This window comes from Thermobifida alba (assembly GCF_023208015.1).
Taxonomy (GTDB): Bacteria; Actinomycetota; Actinomycetes; order Streptosporangiales; family Streptosporangiaceae; genus Thermobifida; species Thermobifida alba.
In genome coordinates, this window is record NZ_CP051627.1 from 1 (window position 1) to 20408 (window position 20408).

The following is a 20408-nucleotide window of genomic DNA, read 5'->3' on the forward strand; positions in this document are numbered from 1 at the left end:
TCTTTGCACCTCCGATTAGTCAGGTCTAGGAGTGCGAGCGGTGCAGGGGAGTTCCCCTGCTCGCTTGGCGGGCTTCGGAGGGCACCAGGTGAGGGATTCTTACGGTGGAGCCGTGCCAGAGGGTGGTCAGGAACGACGAGAATTGAAATAATCGGCCAGGTTCTGGATTCGGGTGCCGAGATCAGCGGATTCCCTGGAATCCCGCACCGGGGGGCGAGCTGAGGGCGGAGGACCCGCTCCACATCAAGAGGTGTGGCGGTGACCCTGACAGTCTCCTGAGGCGTAATGACGAGCCAGTATCAGGGGAGGCTTCGGGATTGACAATGATCGTGTCCGGAATATGGGAATGATGTCCGGACATCCCCTAAATGGGTGATGCTGTGAGGGGCCAGTGGTCACCGAAAGAGGCTGGGAGGATGCTTCCAGTGTTCTTGCCAGGCGGAACGGCCACACCACGGATCGTGGAGTTCCGGTTTCCTCCGGGGACCGGCGTCGATAATCTCGGAGCATGCCTCCGAAGCGGCGCGGTACGCGCATCCCCCAGCAGACGCCCGCCGACCAGCACGCCGAGTGGCTGCGGCTCGTCGCTCCCGACGGGCCGTTCCTGTCGGTGGACGTCCTCACCCAGGTTTTTCCGCACGGCCTCGACAGCGTGGACACCGACACTCGGAGCCGAGTACGCCAGGCGTGGGGCGAGGTCCAGGCCGACCCCGACCTGCTGCTGCCCTCCTGGATCGACTTCGTCACCGAGAAGCTGCTCGGCTGGAAACCGCGCTTCTTCACTGAACCAACCCGGAGCGGACCCGGACCGCACCCCGACCGTGTGCTCACCGGCCCCGGTCCCAGCGGGCAGCCCGAACCACGCCTGCACCTGTATCGCCTTCCCTGGGAAACCGACCTCACCAGCGCCCGGCGCGACAGCCCTGCTCCGGTCGAACGGGCCGCGGCACGCTGCCGTAGCGAAGGCGTCCCCCTGGCGCTGCTCACCAACGGACGCCTGTGGGCACTGGTCCACGCCCGCCCCGGAGAACCCACCTCCACAGCCGTTTTCGACGCTGACCTGTGGCTGGAGGAACCGGTCCTCCTAGCGGCCTTCGTCACGCTGCTCGCCGGCAACCGGGTGCGCCTGCCCGAGATCGAGCGTGACGGCACCAATCCCACCGACTCCACGGCGGCGCTGTTCGCCCGCACCTTCGCCGCGCAGGGCAGCCTCACCGAAAAGCTCGGCGAACAGGTCCGCCAGGCCGTGGAACTGCTGGTCGCCGAGATCGCCCGCCTCGACCGGGAGGCGGACGGCGCACTGCTCGCTCCCGTCAGTGAACGCGACATCTACCGAGGTGCGCTCACCGTCCTCATGCGGATCGTGTTCCTGCTCTACGCCGAGGAGCAGCGGCTGCTGCCCGGCGACGACCTCTACGTCGAGCACTACTCGGTGACCCGACTCTACGACCAGTTGAAGCGAGACCAGGACCGGCACGGCGAGCAGATCGGCGACCGCAGGGCCGCCGCCTGGCCGCGCCTGATCGCCCTGTTCACCGGTATCTACAAGGGGGTGGAACACCCCGACCTGCGCATGCCCGCCTACGGGGGTGAGATGTTCAGCCCCACCCGGTTCCCATGGCTGGACGGACTGCGGGTCACCGACCGGGTCGTCTTCCAAGTCCTCGACGCTCTGCTCATGCTGCGTCCCCGCGGCAGGAAGGGCACGCCCACCCGAATCTCCTACAAGGGACTCGGAGTCGAGGACATCGGGCACATCTACGAGGGCCTGCTGGAGTTCTCCTGCGTCCGGGTAGACGAACCGTACGTGGGACTCATCGGCAAACGTGAACCGGAGCTGCCGCTTCGCGAACTGGAAACCCAGTACTCGGCAGGGGAAGAGCACTTCCTCGCCTGGCTGAAGGAGCAGACCGACGCCACCTCCAAGCAGTTGGAGAAAGCGCTGGCCGCCGTCCCCACAGCCGAGCAGAGCGCCGCCCTGCACGCAGCCGGGGACTCCGACGCCGACCTTGCCGACCGGGTCCTGCCGTTCTGGGGCCTGCTCCGCGCGGATCTACGCAGCGAGCCGACGGTCTTCCCCGCCCGGTCAGTGCTGTTCACCCAGGTGGGAGAGCGCCGCAAGACCGGCACCCACTACACGCCGCGCTCCCTGGCAGAAAAGGTCGTCGAGCACACCCTTGCTCCGCTGGTCCACAGCCCGGGACCGGCCGAGGGCGCAGAGCGCGCGGAATGGCGGGTCAAACCCGCTGAGGAATTGCTGAAGCTGAAGGTCGTGGATCCGGCTATGGGGTCGGGGGCGTTCCTCGTGGCGGCCTGCCGCTATCTCGCCGACCGTGTGGTGGAGGCATGGCGGCGCGACGGCCTGCCGAGAGAGATCGAAGAAGCCCTCGGCTGGGACGCCAACTTCGACGACTTGACCCTGTTCGCCAAGCGCCGGGTTGCCGCCTCGTGCCTCTACGGTGTGGACCGCGACGACATGGCGGTGGAACTGGCCAAGCTGTCGCTGTGGCTGGAGACCCTGGAGAAGAACAAGCCGTTCAGCTTCCTCGACCACGCCCTGCGCTGCGGGGACTCCCTGGTGGGGTTGGTCAGCGAGGAACAGCTCCGAGCATTCCACACTGACCCGGAGCGGGGCCGTAGCTTGCACGCCAACGTGATCGAAATCCAGAACGAGATCGAAAGCGTGCTGGCTGAGACTGCTGACCTGAGGAAGCAGATCGAGGAGATCCCGGACAACGATCCCTCGGACATCGAGAGGAAGACAGACCTGCTCGCCAAGGCGAGGCGACACTCCCAGCGGTTCCGTCTCGCCGCTGATGCGGTGATCGCTGCCGCGTTGGCGGCCGACCGCTACACCACGGTGGAACGCTGGTGGGAGCAGGGAGACAGGGAGAGCAAGAAACTCGGCTGGCAGGCGGCCTACGACGACCTGCTGCTCAACATTTCCGCCGACATGAGGGCGCTGCTGGATGAGAGAACCCACGACTCCCTCGTGGAGGAACGATTCAGGGAACGTATCGAGGACTGGCTGACCGGAGAGCGGGAAGCCCCGATCAAGCCGTTGCACTGGGTGCTGGAGTTCCCCGAGGTGATGGGCAACGGCGGGTTCGACGCGGTAGTGGGCAACCCGCCGTTCATCGGCGGGCAGCGGCTCACCGGCATCCTCGGCACTGACGTGCGCGAGTACCTGGTGGTGGACATCGCCGGAGGCAAGCGGGGCAGCGCCGACCTGTGCTCCTACTTCCTGCTGCGCAACCTGAAGCTCGCCCCGAAGGGCCGTACCGGGATCATCGCCACCAACACCATCGCCCAGGGGGACACCCGGGAAGTAGGCCTGGACCAGGTAGTCGAACAAGGATGGACCATCTACCGGGCTGTCAAAAGCCAGAAGTGGCAAGGAAGCGCAAACGTACACGTCTCGCTGGTATGGGCAGGACACGCCGGGGAGCAGGAGAAGGCTGTCCTGAACGACGATCCCGTCCGGGCCATTACCTCGTCCCTGGACCCGGCATCACGGGTGGTCGAGGAAAGAAAGAAGCAAAAGAAGCGGTGGCAGCCGTGGAGGCTGGTGGCGAACGAAGACCAGGCGTTCATCGGAACGTATGTCCTCGGTGAGGGGTTCATCCTGGAACCCGAGGAGGCAGAGGCCCTCATCGAACGAGATCCCCGCAACCGGGACGTGCTGTTCCCCTACCTCAACGGTAAAGACCTCAACACCCGTCCGGACTGCTCTCCCAGTCGCTGGGTCATCAACTTTGGCACGATGACCGAAGACGAGGCCCGAGAATACCCTGAGCCATTCGCCATCGTAGAGCGAGACGTGAAGCCTCAGAGGATGGCGCAGAAAGATGACTACGGGCGTAAGTACTGGTGGCAGTTCTTGAGAACCCGGCCAGAGATGCAAGAGGCGATCTCGGGCTTGGATCGAGTTCTGGTTATCACCCTTGTGAGTCCGTTGGTCATGCCAGCCTTTGTTCTTGCTGGACAAGTTTTTGCCCATAAACTTGCGGTTTTCGCTACTAGCAAAACTTCTCACTTCTCTGTTTTGTCAAGTGCCTTTCATTATCACTGGGCGTGGGCTCGTTCTTCTACTATGAAGGCGGATCTTAATTATTCCCCTTCGGATGTCTATGAGACCTTTCCGCATCCAAAACTTACAACCAAGGTGACCGAGACCGGCGAACTCCTCGACTCCTTCCGCCGTCCCCTGATGCTCTCCCGGCAACTCGGTCTCACCAAGCTCTACAACCTCGTTCACGATCCCGACTACTCCGACTCCGACATCGACCGCCTCCGTGAGATCCACGTGGAGATCGACGAAGCCGTCAAGGAAGCTTACGGCTGGCACGACCTCGACCTCGGGCACGGCCACCACGAGACCCCGCAGGGGACGCGCTGGACGATCAGCCCCGCCGCCCGGGTGGAGGTGCTGGACCGGTTGCTGGAGTTGAACTTCGCCCGGCACGACGAAGAGGTGCGGAAGGGCCTGTACCCGAGCAGGAAGCGCAAGGGTGCGGCCAAGAAGAAGCGGAAGCCTGCGGCCACTCCCCAGCCCTCGATCGACGGCGCGATGTTCCCCCCGGACAACGCACTGTTCTAGGGCCCTGAGTCCAAGCCGACAAGCCCTCCGGGGAGTCTCTGAAGAGAGACGGGAAGGAAGCTGATCTTGTGGAGAGACGGCTGCTTGAGCTGAGCGTCGAGAACTTCCGCAGCCTGCGTCGAGTCAAGATTCCGCTCGGACCGCTCAATGTGCTGGTCGGACCCAATGGCGTGGGAAAGACGAATGTACTCGACGTGTTCGGATTCCTTGCCGACATCATCCGGTACGACATCGAGCCCGCACTGAACGCCAGAGGCGGTTTCTCGGCAACTGCGTTTCGGGGGATGGAAGGAACGCCGTCCCACATCCGGATCAACCTGAAGGCCACTTGGACCAGGAACAGTAGTCACAACGCCCCCGACGAGTACGAGCTGCGTATCACCCAACGTTCGAAAGGAGAATCCGTTTCGCTGTCACGCCGGGAGAGCTTTAGGTTCAAACGCACTCAGGGGCGCGGACGGCGGATCACCATCAGTGGGCAGAGGGCCCAAGTGGTCGACGTGAAGCAGGAGACCAAGGAGGAGACGAGACACTCGATCGGTCTGCGCCGTCTCAGCAGTGGGCTGTCCGTCCTCCCTCGGCTGACCGACGAGTCCGGCGGGACCGAGGTGGCCGCGCTTGCAGAACGGCTCGCTTCGTTTCGGGTGTTTGACGTGAACGTTTCCGCGGCCTGTAACCCTACGCGCTACCCGGTTGCCATGAATCACCTCTCACTGGCTGACGGGGCTTTCACGCTGGCCCCCGACGCTTCCAATCTCGCCGCGTTCCTGCTGTGGCTGCGAGAGGAGGAGGAAGAGGCGTGGGGGCAGCTTGAGGAGGACGCTCGGGAAGTCCTGCCGCAGCTGAACCGGATCGATTTTGACTTTCCTTCGGGGGCGGGGCGCGAGGTCGTCATTGTGCTGCACGAAAAAGGGCTGAACGGTCCTATACAGCTCATTGACGCTTCCTATGGGACCATCCGGCTGCTGGGACTTCTCGCACTGCTCTACGATCCGTATCCGCCCGCACTCACCTGTATTGAGGAGATCGACCACGGTCTTCACCCGCAGGCGTTGGAGTTGCTGGTCGAACGCCTCCGGGACGCGAGTGAACGCACTCAGTTCCTCATCGCGACTCACTCACCTGCCCTCGCCGACCGGTTGAAACCCCACGAATTGATCGTCTGCCAGCGTGACGAGCAGGGAGCTTCACAGGTTCCGGCGCTGTCCACCAGACAGATCGAGGAGATCGTGGAGGCCAGCGAAGGGCTGCCGCTGGGAGAACTGTGGTTCTCGGGCAGTCTGGGAGGGGACCTTTGAGCCGGAGAGGGGGCACCAGCACCAGGGCGACGCGCAAACCGGTGGTCGTCGTTGCGGGGGAGGACCGCAATGACCGTGCGAGTCTGCGCATCCTGCTTGAAGAGATCTGTCCGGAGATGCGTGGCCGGATCGTCGAGATCAAGGACAAAGTGCGCTTACGGGAAGCGACGGGGAGCAACCTCAGAGACCGGGTTGACACGCTGGCACGCAAGGTCCGGGCGCGGGCAAAGCTGGAACAGGCAGAAGTAGCCTGTGTCTTCATCCATGAGGACCTCGACGCCCCGGAGAGTCGGGGGTACTCGGAAGTCCACCAGAAAGTGGAACGCGAACTCCGCACTCAACTCGACAGCGCCCACTACGTGCTGGCTGTAGCGGAGATGGAGGCGTGGATGCTGCTCTTCCCCCAGGCGCTCACCGCCATGGTGTCCACATGGAAACTCCCCGCCAAACATCAGGGCAGAGACACCGGGCGGATCACCGACCCGAAGAAAATCCTGATGGGCGAGCTTGGAAAAGGAAAACGGCGCTACCGGGAATCGGACGCCTCGGACGTGTTCCGCACGATCGTCGACGGCGGCCACCTCGCCTCGCCGAAAGGCTCCAACCGCTCCTGGGACCGATTCTGTTCGGACGCCCGCGAGTGCGGTAGCAGCCACCTCAGAGTGGGAAAAGGCTGATCGAGCTCGGCTTTTAGTTTTGCATGAGTGTCTCAAGAATCAAATTGATCAACAAGTACCGTTGTGGTTAGGATCGGGCGTACGCCCGATCCTAACCACAACGGCGCCGTTCGTCGCGCTTCGAAGTCATCACTCTAAGTGATGACTTCGAAGCGCGACGAACGGGTTCTCCGTTCAGGCTGAGGCGGCTCGGACTGACGATGAGAACCTCTCGGCGAGTTCGTGCATGGACAGGAAGTAGCGGCCGTGGGTCTGGAGCAGATCGTTGCGGGCCCGGGCGCTGAGCACACGGCTTCGATGTTCTGGTCTCGGTAGGTGTCCTCAGTCGCGAACCAGGCGTGCATGGCCTCGCGGGTGTCGCTGAACTCTGCCTCGCTGAGCAGCGCACCTCGCGAGCGGTCGTAGACCAGTAGGAAACTCTTCGCGTACCCACCGTACTCTCGCAGCTACGTGAGTTCTGTGTAACTTCCAGTGCTGATTGCAATCATCGGCTGATCGAAAATGTGAAAGAAGTGGCTCAGCTGCTCGTGTTGGTTTGCTAGGAAGCTTTTGTTCCTCCTGCGAGGGCTCAAATCGGAGAAATCTATAGCAGGGGTCATGCAAACTTGATAAGAAAGGAGCGGTGCGGCAGGAAGAGGTAGAGGGCAACGGTGAAGTCCTGGCAGCGGTTTCTCGTGCGGCCGATGGTGCGAGCGAAGCTCAGTGAACTGCACAGCCAAGGGTTCGAGTCCTTTTTCCACAGCTTGATGCAACTTCGCTACCCCGACTTCGTGCCGGTTCGCACCCAGGGCCGTCTGGGGGATCTGAGCGCCGACGGACTCACGATCAACAACCGGAAGCTCTACGCGTGCTACGCGCCGGAGACCTACGACGCCTCCGAGATCAGAAGAAAGTTCACGAAGGACCTCGCCGGGGCCCTGGAGAAGCGCGGGGACGAGTTCGACACCTTCGTCTTCGTCCACAACGACCTCCGGGGGGTCGGGCCGGTGGTCAGCTCAGAGCTCAGCAAAGCCCGGACGGCCCACCCCTCCATCGCGTTCGAAGTGTTCGGAGCGGCCCGTTTCATCCAGGAGATGTGCAGACTTGAAGTCCCGGATGCGGAGGACCTGCTCGGACAGGAGTTCCCCGCGGAAGAGACGGTCTCCGGGGTCGAGCTGAGGGACCTCGCTCCGCTCCTCGACGAACTGAGGGAGAAGCGGGCACAGGCCAGACCGCCGGGAGCGATTTCTCCGCCGCCGCGCAACAAGCTCGAATACAACGGATTCTCCGTCGACCTGCGGGACGAACTGGTGCAGCGCATGAAGTACGTCCCTCTGGTCGAGGCCTACTACCAGCAGCGGAACGACCCGTTCGAACGCGACGAGGCCGCTGCCGCCTTCCACGTCGAGTACCAGCGGATCAGCCAGGAACACGAGGACCCCGACGAGGTCTTCTACCAGCTTCAGCAGTACGTTCTCGGCAACAAGGCTCCCTCGCGGAAGAGATACGTCGACGCGCAGGTCATCCTGATGTACTTCTTCGGGGAGTGTGAGATTTTCAAGGTCCCGCCCAAAGACTGGCAGCCGTCGGACGACTACACGGAGGTGGCAGGGTGATCACCCCGACGAAGGGCATCGCGCCGCAACGCGCCCTGCTCGCGGTCGGTGCGCAGATCCTGCTGGCCACCGAACGCCAGTCCGTCACCGTCACCCAGGCGTGGCGGCGGCTCAAGGAGTGGCGGGCCGAGCACCGGCACACCTCCCCCATTCCCTTCTGGTGGTTCGTCCTGGCTCTCGACGTCCTCTACGCGCTGGGAGTGGTCGAACTCCGCCACGACGTCCTCGTGTTCAGGGAGCGTCCCCATGCTGCGTGAACTCGGATCGGACGACCCCCGTTTCCGCACGGTCCGCTTCCGGCCGGGGCTCAACCTGCTCGTCGCCGACCGGACCGAGACCTCCACCGATGACCAGAGCCGCAACGCCGTCGGCAAGACAAGCGTGGTGGAACTGCTGCACTTCCTGCTCGGGGCTGACAAGACGAAGTTGACCACCCACAAGGCCACCGTCGACTCGATCTTCCAGCTCGACATGGACTGGCCGGGGCAGGAGACACCGATCAGGGTCAGGCGGACCGGCCGTCGGCCGAGCGAGGTCCTGCTGAATCCGGACGTTACACGGGGGCCGCAGACTCTCTTCGACGGTGAGCGGCCCGTTCCGCTCAAGGAGTGGCGTGCCGCCATCGAACGCGACCTGTTCGGCATACGCCCTGAGGACAAGGGACTCAGCGGACGCACCCTACTCAGCCTCTACCTGCGCCGTGAGGAGAGGGACGGGTTCAACGACGCGCTCAAACCCGCGGGACGGGCCTCCGCCCACCTGGTCACCACCAACCTGTGCTACCTGCTCGGCATGGACTGGGCGTTGGCCCGGCGCTACGCCGACCTCTCCGAGAGGGAGTCGACCAGGAGGAAACTGGCCGCCGCGGAGAAGGACCCCGTGTGGGGCCGGATCGTCGGCTCGTCGGCGGAACTACGCGGCCAGATTCGCACGGTCCAGCAGCGGGTCGACGACCTGCAACGGCAGATCGACGAATTCCAGGTGGTCCCCGAGTACGAGGAGATCCAACGGGAAGCCGACGAGGTCAACAGCCGCATCCGCAAACTCCGCAACGACGAGGTCGTCCACCGCCGCAACCTGGAAGAGCTGGAACAGGCCGTCACCGACGTGCACGAACCCGACGACCGCTACCTGGAACAGGCCTACGCCGAACTCAACGTCGTCCTCGGCGACCAGGTTCGGGCCCGTTTCGACCAGGTCAGGGAGTTCCACCAGGCAGTGGTGCGCAACCGTCGGCACTACCTGGACGAGGAGATCGCCCAGCTCCGGGAACGCATCAGAGCCAGCGAACGGGAACGCGAGGAACTGGGACTCCGCCAGGCCGAACTCATGCGCGTCCTGAACGAGGGCGGAGCACTGGACACGCTCACCGTCATGCAGCACGCCCTCGGCCGGGAACTCGCCCACCTCGAAGCGCTGCAACACCGGCTCAACGCAGCACAGGCCCTGGAACAGAGCAAACGGGAGATCGACCGGGAGAAAGACCGCCTCGAAGAGGAGATGCAGACCGACATCGAGGAGCGGGCCGAGGTCGAACAGCAGGCCAACGCCCTGTTCAGCTCGTTCGTCCAGGAGCTCTACGGAAACGACCGCACACCCTATCTCGCCTTCAAGGCACGCAAGAGCGCGTTGGACATCATCCTGCAGCTCGACAGCGACGACAGCAGCGGGATTTCCAACATGAAGACCTTCTGCTTCGACCTGACCTGCGCGATCATCGCGCACCGTGCGGGACGCGGCCCCGACTTCCTGGTCCACGACAGCAAGCTCTACGACGGTGTGGACGAACGCCAGGTCCACCGGGCGTTGACGCTGGCCGCCCGGCTCATGGAAGACGAAGGCATGCAGTACGTCGTCACCATCAACTCCGACGACCTCGCCAAGGCCGAGAACCTCGGATTCGATCCGGCCCCCTACGTCATCGAGCCCCGCCTCGACGACACCCCCGACGGAGGGCTCTTCGGCTTCCGGTTCTGAAGGACGACCGGAACAGCCCTCCAGGGGACGTTGCCCGCTCCCGGCCGGTCTCTGGGGAGCGCCTGACCGGAACAAGTGGACGACAAGGGGCGAGAGCGCGGTTACCGTGGCACAGTGATCGTGCCCGATGATCTCTGGAACTGCCGGAGCCACCGATGCCCGAAATCCTCCTGGACCTCCCCGAAGAAGCCATCGAGAAACTCCGTTTTGCTGCCCGCCTGATGGGAGTGAGCGAGAGCGGGGTCGTCATCCGCCTCATCGACTCCTGGAGCGGGGAATCCGCCCCGGCGGAGTCCCCGAGAAACGTCCGGTCCCCGAAGCAGAACGGCTCCACCGAGCCGCGGGAGGTCCCGGTGTTCGCCCTCTACGCGGGTGAACGCGTCGACGGGCGGTACGACCCGGGAGCGGGAACCCTCACCATCGACACGCCGCCGTGGTCGGGGGAACTGTTCCCCGCCCCCAGCGGGGCGGCGAAGGCCGTCATCCGCCACTTCAAACCGGGAGCGGGAACAGCCAGCCGCAACGGATACGAGTTCTGGAAGGTCTCCGCCACCCGTGAGAAGCTCGGCTCCCTGCGGACCGGTTGAGGCTTTTCCCAATCCCTCGCGGTCTGTCACCGTATCGCCCTACAGTGGCCTGCATGAGTGACAAGCCGGTGCTCACGCCCCCCACCGCGCGTCAGATCCGAGCCGAACTCGAACGGCTCGTCGTCGAGGACCTGTACGGGCCGGTCGACGGAGACGAACACGAGGAACTGCCCAGCGGGGAACGTCCCGTCGACCGCTACATCCTCGGCCGCCTCGCCCCCAACGGCGCGCTCATCCAACCCGAGGAACAAGACGGGCTCGCCGACTCCGGAGTCTTCGACAGCGACGAGCCCGACGTGGACGACACCGGCTCCACCGGCCCCGACGCCCCCGCGGCACCCAGCATGTTCTGCTCCGCGCACGGATTCACCGTGTGTGTGGAACCGCAGACCACGCAGCTGCACGCCCGCGCCTCCTGGGCGCGCTACATCTCAGTGGACAACCCGGACCCGGAGAAGCAGGGAAAGATCTACCGTCGAGAGCCCCACCGGGGCGAGACAGAGATCCCCGTCGACCGGGATGGGGAGTTCGGACCATTCGACCTCGACCCCGACCAGCCGGGGGTGTGCGTGCGCGGCCGGGTACGCACCTACGGCGGGCTCCGACTGGTCACCGTCTTCCTTGTCAACGCCCAGCACGGCGACGCCAAGAGCCAGGAACTCTGGCTGTTCCAGGCCGAACTGAGCCTCACCGCCGCTGACGGAGTTTCCCCGGTCTTCGTGCCCCGTCCCGAGAGCTTCGCCGGCGGGGACCGGCTCGACATCGAGGAACAGCGGCGACTGGCCATGACCCACCGGTTCGCCGCCGAGTTCGCGGTCGGCCACAGCGTCGCAGTGGACGTCGAGACAGCCCCCGGAGACCCGATGCGGGCGGTCCGGGTGCGCACCTCGGCGGTCCCCGGACACGAACTTCCCGCGACCGACGTGCCCAACGCCGCAGACGATCCCGACCTGCCCGAACTCGCCGACCTCGTCGTGGACATGAAGGCGCTCTCCGAGATGGACGCCGTGTCCGCACGCACCGCCCTTGACCCGCTGGTCACCGGCTACCGGCGGTGGATCGAACGCCAGAGATCGCGGATCGATGACCCCGGAACCCACCTCGGCGACTACCGCGCCGAAGCCGAACGCAACCTTGTGGACGCCGAAGTCGCCGCAGAACGTATCGGCCAGGCCATCGACCTGCTGGAGAACGACCCCCGGGCGTTCGCCGCGTTCCGGTTCGCCAACCGCGCCATGTACCTGCAACGCGTCCACTCCATCGCTGCGCAGAAACGCGACGGCGACGAAGACCAGGCCATCGACGACCTGGTGGAGTCCCTGGACGTGCCGCGCAACCGCAGCTGGCGCCCCTTCCAGCTCGCCTTCCTGCTGCTCAACCTGCCCTCACTCACCGACCCGGCCCACCCCGAACGGGCCGACGACGAAGGCCGCATCGCTGACCTGCTGTGGTTCCCGACCGGTGGCGGCAAAACCGAGGCCTACCTTGGCCTCACCGCCTACACGCTCGCCATCCGCCGCCTTCAGGGCACGGTCGGTGCGTTCCGCGGACACTCCGGGGTGGCCGTCCTCATGCGCTACACACTGCGGCTGCTCACCATCCAGCAGTTCCAACGCGCCGCCACCCTCATCTGCGCCTGCGAGGTACTCCGCCGCCAGGACGAACAGACATGGGGAGCAGTGCCCTTCCGCATCGGCCTGTGGGTGGGCGGCAAAGTTACCCCCAACCGCACCGACGCCGCCGCGGACTGGGTCAAGGCCAAACGCACCGGTCGCGGCGGCAACCGGGCCGACGGCTCCCCTCACCAGCTCATGGCCTGCGCCTGGTGTGGCAGCGCCATCGACCCCGGGACCGACATCGACGTCGACACCGTGCGGCAGCGCACCCTCGTGCACTGCCCCGACCTCGACTGCCCGTTCAGTTCCTACAACAGTCAAGGAGAGGGCCTCCCGGTTCTCGTCGTCGACCAGGAGATCTACCGCCTGGTGCCCTCCCTGGTCATCGCCACCGTCGACAAGTTCGCCCAACTCGCCTGGCAGGGCGAGACACGAGCCCTGTTCGGCGGGGTGCGCCAGGTCTGCGAGCGACACGGCTATCTCACCGGTGAACTCCACGCCACCGTCTGCGGAGACGCCCGGAGCCACAAGGCGGAACACAGAGGGCGGAGCCACCCTGCGGCGTCCGTCCGACCAGCGGAGCGGCTCCGCCCGCCGGACCTCATCATCCAGGACGAACTCCACCTCATCTCCGGCCCCCTGGGCTCACTGGTCGGCCTCTACGAGACCGCTGTGGACCGCCTCGCCACCTGGGAGTATCCCGTCCCCGGCAGGGAGATGACCGTGAACGTCCGCCCCAAGGTCATCGCCTCCACAGCGACAGTGCGACGCGCCTCCCGACAGATCAGCTCGCTGTTCGCGGGACGTGAGACCAGAGTCTTCCCACCACCGGGCTTGGACGCCGCGGACAACTTCTTCGCTCGCCAACGTGACCCCGCCGTCCGCGACGGCCGCCGCTACGTGGGGATCTGCGCGCACGGCGTCCGGCTCCGCTCCACCCAGATCCGCCTCTACGTGGCCGTGCTCGCCGCCGCCCAGAAACTCCACGACAAGTACGGCGGCAACGAGATCACCGACCCGTACATGACCCTGGTCGGCTACTTCAACAGCCTGCGCGACCTGGGCGGCGTACGCCGCGTCGTCGAGGACGACGTGGCCACCCGGCTCGGCCGCGCCGACGAACGGGGACTCGCCCGCCGCGGCCGTCCCCTCGTGGAGGAACTCACCTCCCGCCTCGGATCCGAAGCGATCCCGCAGGTCCTCTCCCGACTCCAGGTGCCGTTCCCGAAGACCGAAGACACACGCCACCCCATCGACGTGCTGCTGGCCACCAACATGATCGCCGTCGGCGTCGACGTCTCCCGTCTCGGCGTGATGATCGTCAACGGCCAACCCAAGTCCACCGCCGAGTACATCCAGGCCACCAGCCGCGTCGGCCGCAGCAGCCCCGGACTGGTGTTCACTGTCTACGGCTGGTCGCGCCCCCGCGACCTGTCCCACTACGAACGGTTCGGCAACTACCACGCCACTCTTTACCGGCACGTCGAAGCGCTCTCGGTGACCCCGTTCGCCGCCCGAGCCGTGGACCGCGGCCTGATGGGTCTGATCGTCTCCCTGGCCCGCAACCTCTCCGACACCCTCAACCCGAACCTCGGCGCAGGACGGTTCGACCGCACCGGGCAACTCGCCGATCACATCGTCAACGAGATCGAACGGCGCGCCGAACAGGTCACCGACAACAGGAGCGAGGCGCTCGCGGTCGCCGAACAGGCCAACCACCGCCTCGACGTATGGCACCAGCGCCGCAACAGGCAGGGCAGGGACGGCATCACCCTCGCCTACAAGCCCCCCTACAAGTCCAAGGACGTCGTCGGCCTGCTCACCGACCCCGGCGAAGGACGCTGGCGGCCCACCACCTGCCCCACCTCACTGAGAGAGGTGGAACCGGGAATCCGACTCGTCCTCAACCCCGACCACGGCGTCGGAACCGACAACGAACCGCCGTTCCTGCCCAACCAGGAGAAGAACGAATGACCGGCGAGCCGCAGCGCGTGGGAGAGGTACGCGCCAACCAGCTGCTGCACACCTACGGGGTCGGTTCGATCGTGGACCTGCCCAACCTCTCCGTCATCGTCCTCGGCCTCGACGAGTGGAAACAGGCCAAGAGCACCCCCGTCAAGGAGGACCGGCTGCTGGCCACGGTCCGCCGCAAACTCGGCGATCAGGTGACCGACCTGCGGACCCCGCCCTACACCCCGCCGACCAGGAACGTCTTCGACGAATGGGTCAGGATCGGCGTCCCCGTGGGAATCTTCCCCCGCTGGCTGCGCTGCACCTCCCCCGTGTGCAACAAGATCGCACCGGTCGACTCCGGTCTGTTCACCCTGCTGCCCGACCCCTACCGGCCGGACAAGACCCGCTACGTGCACGGCTGCTCCGGACAGGGACGCAAACGCCCCACCGCTGTACCCGCCCGGTTCGTGCTCGCCTGTGCGGACGGCCACCTCGACGACTTCCCGTGGATGTACTACGCGCATCAGGGAGCCGAACCCGCGCCGGGTGACGGCGGCCACTCACTGACCCTCAGTGAACGGGGCACCTCAGGAGAGGCCGCAAACCTCTTCGTCCGCTGCTCCTGCGGCGCCGGCCGTTCGATGGCCGTGGCCTTCGGGACGGACAACGCCTTCCGCCACCTTCCGGCCTGCCGGGGCCGGCACCCGCATCTCGGAACCTTCGAGGGGTGTGGCAAGCCGGCCCGTGCCATGTCCCTGGGCGCCACCAACAGTTGGTTCCCGATGCAGATCAGGGTGTTCAGCCTCCCCCAGGAGGACGACGAACTCGACAACGACATCGCGGAGAACTGGTCGACCCTCCAGATGATGACCGCCCTTTCCAAGGAGCAGGCGCAACCCCTGATCACCCAGATGAACTTCTGGCCGCAACTGGAACGCCACGGCTTCGACAAGGTCTGGGCCGCGATTCAGAAACGGGCCGTTGCGAAGCAGGAGACCGTCGACACCTCCGACGAGGACGGCGAGATCGATATCCTGGAACCCGAATGGGAGGCGTTCACCCGCCCCGAACCGGTCACCCTGCCCGACTTCACCACCCAGCGCGTCGCCACCCCCCGCACCGCGACGTCGTTTCTGGACCGGGTCGTCCTGGTGCCCCGACTGCGCGAGGTTGGCGCGCTCTACGGTTTCACCCGGGTCGACGCCCCCGAGTTCGACGTCCTCTCCACCGACCACGCCCGAGTGGCATCCCTGAGTATCGAGAAACCGACCTGGGTGCCGTGTGCGGAACAACGCGGCGAGGGCATCTTCCTGAAGTTCTCCGAGGAGCGGATCGCCCGTTGGGAGACATCACCGGCCGTCCAAGAGCGAGAGAGGAGCCTCGTCGAGGGGCACGAGCGGTGGCGCGCCGCCCGCCAGATGAAACCGGGGGAGTGGCCCGGAGCCCGCTACGTGCTGTTGCACTCACTGGCCCACGTGCTCATCCGCGAACTCGCCCTCGAATCCGGGTACGGAGCCTCCGGGATCGCCGAACGCATCTACGCCCGCGGAGGATCCCAGCCCATGGCGGGCATTCTCCTCTACACCGCCGCCGCCGACAGCGAGGGAACCCTCGGCGGACTGGTCTCCCTCGGCAAGGAACCCGAGAGGCTGGGAGCCATCATCGAGCAGGCACTCGACGCGGCCCGGCTGTGCAGTTCCGACCCCCTGTGCGCCGAACACGATCCCGTAGACCATGCCAGGCTCTACGGGGCGGCCTGCCACGCCTGCCTGTTCGCCGCCGAGACCTCCTGCGTACGCGGGAACCACTACCTGGACCGGGCACTGGTCGTCGACACCATGTCCCAGGCCACCCGAGGCGCCGGGTTCTTCGGGTGACGAAAGAATCCGGGTTCCGGCGGGGACTCGTCGACACGGTCGTTCGCATCGCCGCCCAGTTGCCCGCGCGGCAGGCTCACGCATGGGCGGCGATCCTCCGGCGGCATCCCGGACCAGACCAGGCGCTGGAAGCCGAACTGATCGCAGCCGCCCCCGGTGGCGGTTCGGCGTCACTGGCCTCGACGCTGGCCGCCCAGTGGCGTCGGGAACCGAAGGTTCCCGGAACGGCGTTGGCGCTGGCCCTCCTCACCGCGTCGGAGACAAGCGAACGTGCGGAACGGCTCCGGGCGCAGGTGGTCGTCACCGGTCCGTCGAGCCTGGAACAGCCCACCAGGCTCACCTCCGCTGCGGTCTTCCAGCTCGTGGCCTCTGCCCGGCGAGAACTCCTCGTGGTCAGCTTCGCCGCCTACCGGTCGGCGGGGCTGGTCGGTGCGCTGGCGGCAGCCACCGACCGGGGGGTGCGGATCGACCTTGTCCTGGAGGACTCCACGGGGGCGGCCGACGCGTTCTCCGCTCTCCAGGGCAGGGTCCGGTTCTGGCACTGGCCGTCGGCGGAACGGGGGGCCAACGGGAGAGCTGCCCTGCACGCCAAAGTGATCGCCGCGGACTGCAGCAGCGCGCTCGTGGGAAGCGCCAACCTGACCGGACGGGCACTGAACGAGAACATCGAGGTGGGGGTGTTCCTACGCGATCCTCGAACGGTGAGGCGGATCGTCGGACACTTTCGGGCATTGATGGGGGAAGACGGTCCGCTGAAACTGTTGAAAACAGATCTGGGACAGAGCTAGCGAATGGGAGAGGATCCCTTTTCGCTGATAGAAATGCGAACAAATGTTCGAGAAATGGCCGGGTGGTGGAAAACCCGCGGGGATGTCATATCCGCCTGCTACGGTTCCCCACGTCTGGAAACCGGTGGTGAGGGAGCGGGCCCCGTGCTGAGGGACAAGGAAGCGCTTGAGGAGTTCAAAGAACTCAAGAAGCGGCTGAACGTCGAATTCGCCGCCCTCGACCAGCGGCTCGCCGAGACCTCCCGGCGCATCGGGGCGTACGCGGCGCGGATCGACGACGACCTGGCCGACTTCCGCCACCCCAGGATCAGGCGGTGCGTCGACGACCTCTGCGCGACCGTCGACCAGCTCGACGAGGCGCCGCTGCGGGTCTACGCGGCCCTGGCGCGGGTCGCCAAGGACGTGCTGCTCGACGACTGGGGCACCGACTTCTGGGCCGTGCCCGGCAAGGTCGGCTACACGCCCAGCGGGGAGATCCCCCGGTGGACGGCCGAGGAGGAGCAGGACGACCTCTTCGCCGACGAGGACCTGCCCGAACCGGCGGCCTCCGCCGAGGGGGACGCGGACCGGGAGGAGAGCGCGGCCGAACTCCTCGACCGGATCGACCGCTGCGCCGCCCACCTCCGGGCGCTGTTCGGCAGCTTCGCCGAGATCTGGACCGCGGTCCGCTCTGCGGCGGAGATCGGCGACGACTCCGCGCTCACCTTCGAAATCGCCAAACTCAAGCGGCTCCCCGAGGAGCTGCGGTCGGCCTTCGCCCTGTGGACCGACGACGTCGACCGGCTCTACGAGGTGTCCCCCGAAACCCTCAGCCACATCAGGGCCGTCGTGCGGCCCACCCCCGGACAGCTGGAGATCTTCTGACCCGTAGCGGCCCGCCCGCCGCACCGGAGACCGCCGACGGCCGGGTGGACCCGGAGATCCTCGCCGCGTTCGACGAGGCCCTCAACTCCGCGTGCGACCGGACCTGGACGGAGACCGGGTACCGGCCCACCTACTTCCGGAAGATGCTCAACGAGCGCGGCGCCCTGGCCACCGCCAGACTGCTGCTGTCCAAGCCGACCATCTCCGACGGCTTCGTCCGGCTGTGGGAACTGGGCCGGCTCGACCTGACCGTCGAGGCGGTCGTGCTCAGCCACCCCGCCTACGCGAAACTGTTCACCCCCGAGGAACTGGAGACCGCCCGCAGCCGCGTCGGCGACCGCATGTGACCGGCCGCGTGGGGCGGGCCGCGGTCCCGGCCCGCCCCACGCGGCTACGGCAGGAACGGGCTCGGCTCACCGCTGTGCGACACGTACAGCGCGTCCCGGGCCCGGGTGCACGACACGAACAGCAGGTTCCGCTCCCGCTGCAGGTCGTGGCCGTGCGCGACGGGGTCCTCGGCGCGGTCGGCGACCTGCTCCGCGTACGGCACCAGGTCGGCGTCCACCCCGACGACCGCCACGCACCGGAACTCCAGGCCCTTCATGCCGTGCATGGTGCCCACCCGCACCCCCGGGCCGTGCGTCAGGGACCCGCTGTCGATGTCCGCGTCCCGCAGCCGCTCCGTGACCTCCCCGGCGAGCGACCGGGTGCGCGCGGCGACCCCGACGGAGTCGGCCTCCACGCCCTGGGACAGCCACTCCTCCACCTGGGCGACCAGCGCGTCCAGTTCGGCCGCCCGGTCGGCGAAGCCGCGCACCACCGGCCGCCGCCCGTGCAGCGGGGACGTGTAGGTGTCCAGGCTGTCCGCCAGGTCGTCCAGCCCGGTGACGGGCGCCGCCCCCAGCACCCGCACCGCCCACGACAGGATCTCCTGGGTACTGCGGTAGCTGACCGTCAGCCGGCGGCTGCGGCCCCGCACGTTGATGCCGAGCGCGCTCAACGACACCCGGTGGTCGTAGATGCGCTGGTGCGGGTCGCCCGCGAGGAACAGGTCGTCGGGGCCCTCGGCGGCCAGCGCCCGCACCAGCCGCCACTTCGCCGGATGCAGGTCCTGGGCCTCGTCCACCACCACGTGCGAGTAGCGCCGCTGCCCGGTGCGGTCCAGGATGTCGGCGGCCTCCGCGGCGATCTGCGTGAACGTCCACAGGTCGGCCTCGGCCATCCGGGCGGTGGCGGCCAGCACCGCGCGCCACACCCGGCGCCGCTGCTCGGGGCCGAGCCTGCCGCCCCGGCCGCGCCGCCGCGCCTCCAGGTAGTCGCGTTCGGTGCGCAGGTTCTGCGCGAGGATCACCTGGTCCCACTCGCCGAGCAGGAACGCGCCGGGGAACCCGCTGTCCGCGCCCGCCTCGTCCCACAGCTGCTCCAGGTCCGCGTCCCGGCAGGGGGTCGGGGCGGAGCCGCGGTCCTCCGCCACTACCTGGTAGGCGACCCGGTCGAGGTTGCGCACGTCCACCCGCTCCCGCTGCGCGGGGTCCTTGACCAGCAGCTCCAGTTGCGTGCGCAGCGCCGCGTCCAGGGTCTTGGTGAACGTGGTCAGCAGGATCGGCCGCCCCGAGTCGTAGCGGGCCGCCAGGTGCGCGACGCGGTGCAGCGCCGTCACCGTCTTGCCGGTGCCCGCGCCGCCGGTGACCATCGCCGGGCCGCTGTAGTCGCGGTGGGCGATCCGGCGCTGCTGCGGGTGCAGGAACACCCGCCACAGGTCGAACGGGGCGTCCAGCAGGTCGCGCAGGCTCTCCGGGCCCTCCACGAACACCGCCCGGTCGGGGGAGCGGCGGATCGCCGCGGTGAGGTCGTCGGGGTCGACGTGCTCGGGCGCGGCCTCCTCCACCAGGTCCCGGCTGAGCTGCTCCCACGCCTCCTCCACGGTCATCCCGGAGGCCAGCGCCACCAGGGCGTTGTGCTGGGCCGGGGGCAGCAGGGCCTCCAACGCGTCCAGGTGGGCCTCGTCGGTGAGCAGCCGCACGATCGACAGGACCTGGTCGTCGATGCCCAACTGCAGCAGGTGCTTGTCGGGCACGTGGTCGAACAGGCGGGTCTCGGTGGTCTCGGCGACCGAGGCGAGCACGTCGCTCATCGTCTCCAGCCCGGCCTCGTCGCGGACCTCCAGCACGCCCAGCGCCTGGTTGACGGAGAAGCGCTTGGTGCGGATGTAGGCGTAGGCGTCGTCGTGCGGCAGCACCGTCACCAGCAGGTAGGTGTCGCCCCTCTCCGGGGCGAGCACCACGCCCCGGTAGCCCCGGGTGACGCGCAGCGTGCGGACGCGGGGGTCGCGGGCGTCGGCGATCTTCTCCAGGTGCCCGCCGGCGTAGTAGTTGGTGGCGAACTTGGCGAGGGCCTCGTCCACGGCCTTCTGCACGCGCTTGTCGAGCTTCGCGTACCGCTGCAGGAAGTCCTTGTCGATGGCGAGCTGCGGCATGGCGGGGATCTTCTCCAGACGTCGGGGGATGAAAACGCCGCCTTCGGCGGGAAAGGAGCGGAACGTGTCTCCTAGCTTACGGGCGGAGTGTCCGAAACTT

13 protein-coding genes are annotated in these 20408 nt (G+C 66.8%); 12 read left to right on the forward strand and 1 reads right to left on the reverse strand.

Going from position 1 to position 20408, the window contains the following annotated elements; translation table 11 throughout:
* Nucleotides 1-508 precede the first annotated feature (508 nt).
* From FOF52_RS00005 to FOF52_RS00060, 12 genes are all read left to right on the forward strand, one after another.
* Nucleotides 509-4600, forward strand: coding sequence for an Eco57I restriction-modification methylase domain-containing protein (locus FOF52_RS00005; RefSeq protein WP_248591765.1), 4092 nt, complete (start codon nucleotides 509-511; stop codon nucleotides 4598-4600).
* A gap of 68 nt (nucleotides 4601-4668) precedes the next feature.
* Complete coding sequence (locus FOF52_RS00010; RefSeq protein ID WP_248591766.1) at nucleotides 4669-5898, forward strand: AAA family ATPase; 1230 nt, start codon at nucleotides 4669-4671, stop codon at nucleotides 5896-5898.
* Nucleotides 5899-5939: 41 nt separating this feature from the next.
* Nucleotides 5940-6575: a hypothetical protein gene (locus FOF52_RS00015; RefSeq protein WP_248591767.1), complete on the forward strand. Its 636-nt coding sequence runs from the start codon at nucleotides 5940-5942 to the stop codon at nucleotides 6573-6575.
* Nucleotides 6576-7225: 650 nt separating this feature from the next.
* The gene (locus tag FOF52_RS00020; RefSeq protein WP_248591768.1) at nucleotides 7226-8170 is read left to right on the forward strand and encodes an ABC-three component system protein; all 945 of its coding nucleotides are present in this window, start codon (nucleotides 7226-7228) and stop codon (nucleotides 8168-8170) included.
* Nucleotides 8167-8427: an ABC-three component system middle component 6 gene (locus FOF52_RS00025; protein WP_248591769.1), complete on the forward strand. Its 261-nt coding sequence runs from the start codon at nucleotides 8167-8169 to the stop codon at nucleotides 8425-8427. Before FOF52_RS00020 ends, FOF52_RS00025 begins: the two co-directional genes overlap by 4 nt.
* The gene (locus FOF52_RS00030; RefSeq protein ID WP_248591770.1) at nucleotides 8417-10147 is read left to right on the forward strand and encodes an ABC-three component system protein; all 1731 of its coding nucleotides are present in this window, start codon (nucleotides 8417-8419) and stop codon (nucleotides 10145-10147) included. The genes FOF52_RS00025 and FOF52_RS00030 overlap by 11 nt, the downstream gene beginning before the upstream one ends.
* Nucleotides 10148-10302: 155 nt before the next feature.
* On the forward strand, nucleotides 10303-10734 hold the full coding sequence (locus tag FOF52_RS00035) for a hypothetical protein (protein WP_248591771.1): 432 nt from the start codon (nucleotides 10303-10305) through the stop codon (nucleotides 10732-10734).
* A 53-nt stretch (nucleotides 10735-10787) separates the two neighbouring features.
* On the forward strand, nucleotides 10788-14324 hold the full coding sequence (gene drmA / locus FOF52_RS00040; RefSeq protein ID WP_248591772.1) for a DISARM system helicase DrmA: 3537 nt from the start codon (nucleotides 10788-10790) through the stop codon (nucleotides 14322-14324).
* On the forward strand, nucleotides 14321-16180 hold the full coding sequence (drmB, locus tag FOF52_RS00045; protein WP_248591773.1) for a DUF1998 domain-containing protein: 1860 nt from the start codon (nucleotides 14321-14323) through the stop codon (nucleotides 16178-16180). Before drmA ends, drmB begins: the two co-directional genes overlap by 4 nt.
* Complete coding sequence (gene drmC / locus FOF52_RS00050) at nucleotides 16177-16968, forward strand: DISARM system phospholipase D-like protein DrmC (RefSeq protein WP_248591774.1); 792 nt, start codon at nucleotides 16177-16179, stop codon at nucleotides 16966-16968. Before drmB ends, drmC begins: the two co-directional genes overlap by 4 nt.
* A 144-nt stretch (nucleotides 16969-17112) precedes the next feature.
* Nucleotides 17113-17832, forward strand: coding sequence for a hypothetical protein (locus FOF52_RS00055; protein ID WP_248591775.1), 720 nt, complete (start codon nucleotides 17113-17115; stop codon nucleotides 17830-17832).
* A gap of 44 nt (nucleotides 17833-17876) precedes the next feature.
* The gene (locus tag FOF52_RS00060; protein ID WP_248591776.1) at nucleotides 17877-18179 is read left to right on the forward strand and encodes a hypothetical protein; all 303 of its coding nucleotides are present in this window, start codon (nucleotides 17877-17879) and stop codon (nucleotides 18177-18179) included.
* Between the two features lie 44 nt (nucleotides 18180-18223).
* Here FOF52_RS00060 and FOF52_RS00065 read toward each other — a convergent pair whose 3' ends face one another.
* Nucleotides 18224-20308, reverse strand: coding sequence for a UvrD-helicase domain-containing protein (locus FOF52_RS00065; RefSeq protein WP_248591777.1), 2085 nt, complete (start codon nucleotides 20306-20308; stop codon nucleotides 18224-18226).
* Nucleotides 20309-20408 lie beyond the last annotated feature (100 nt).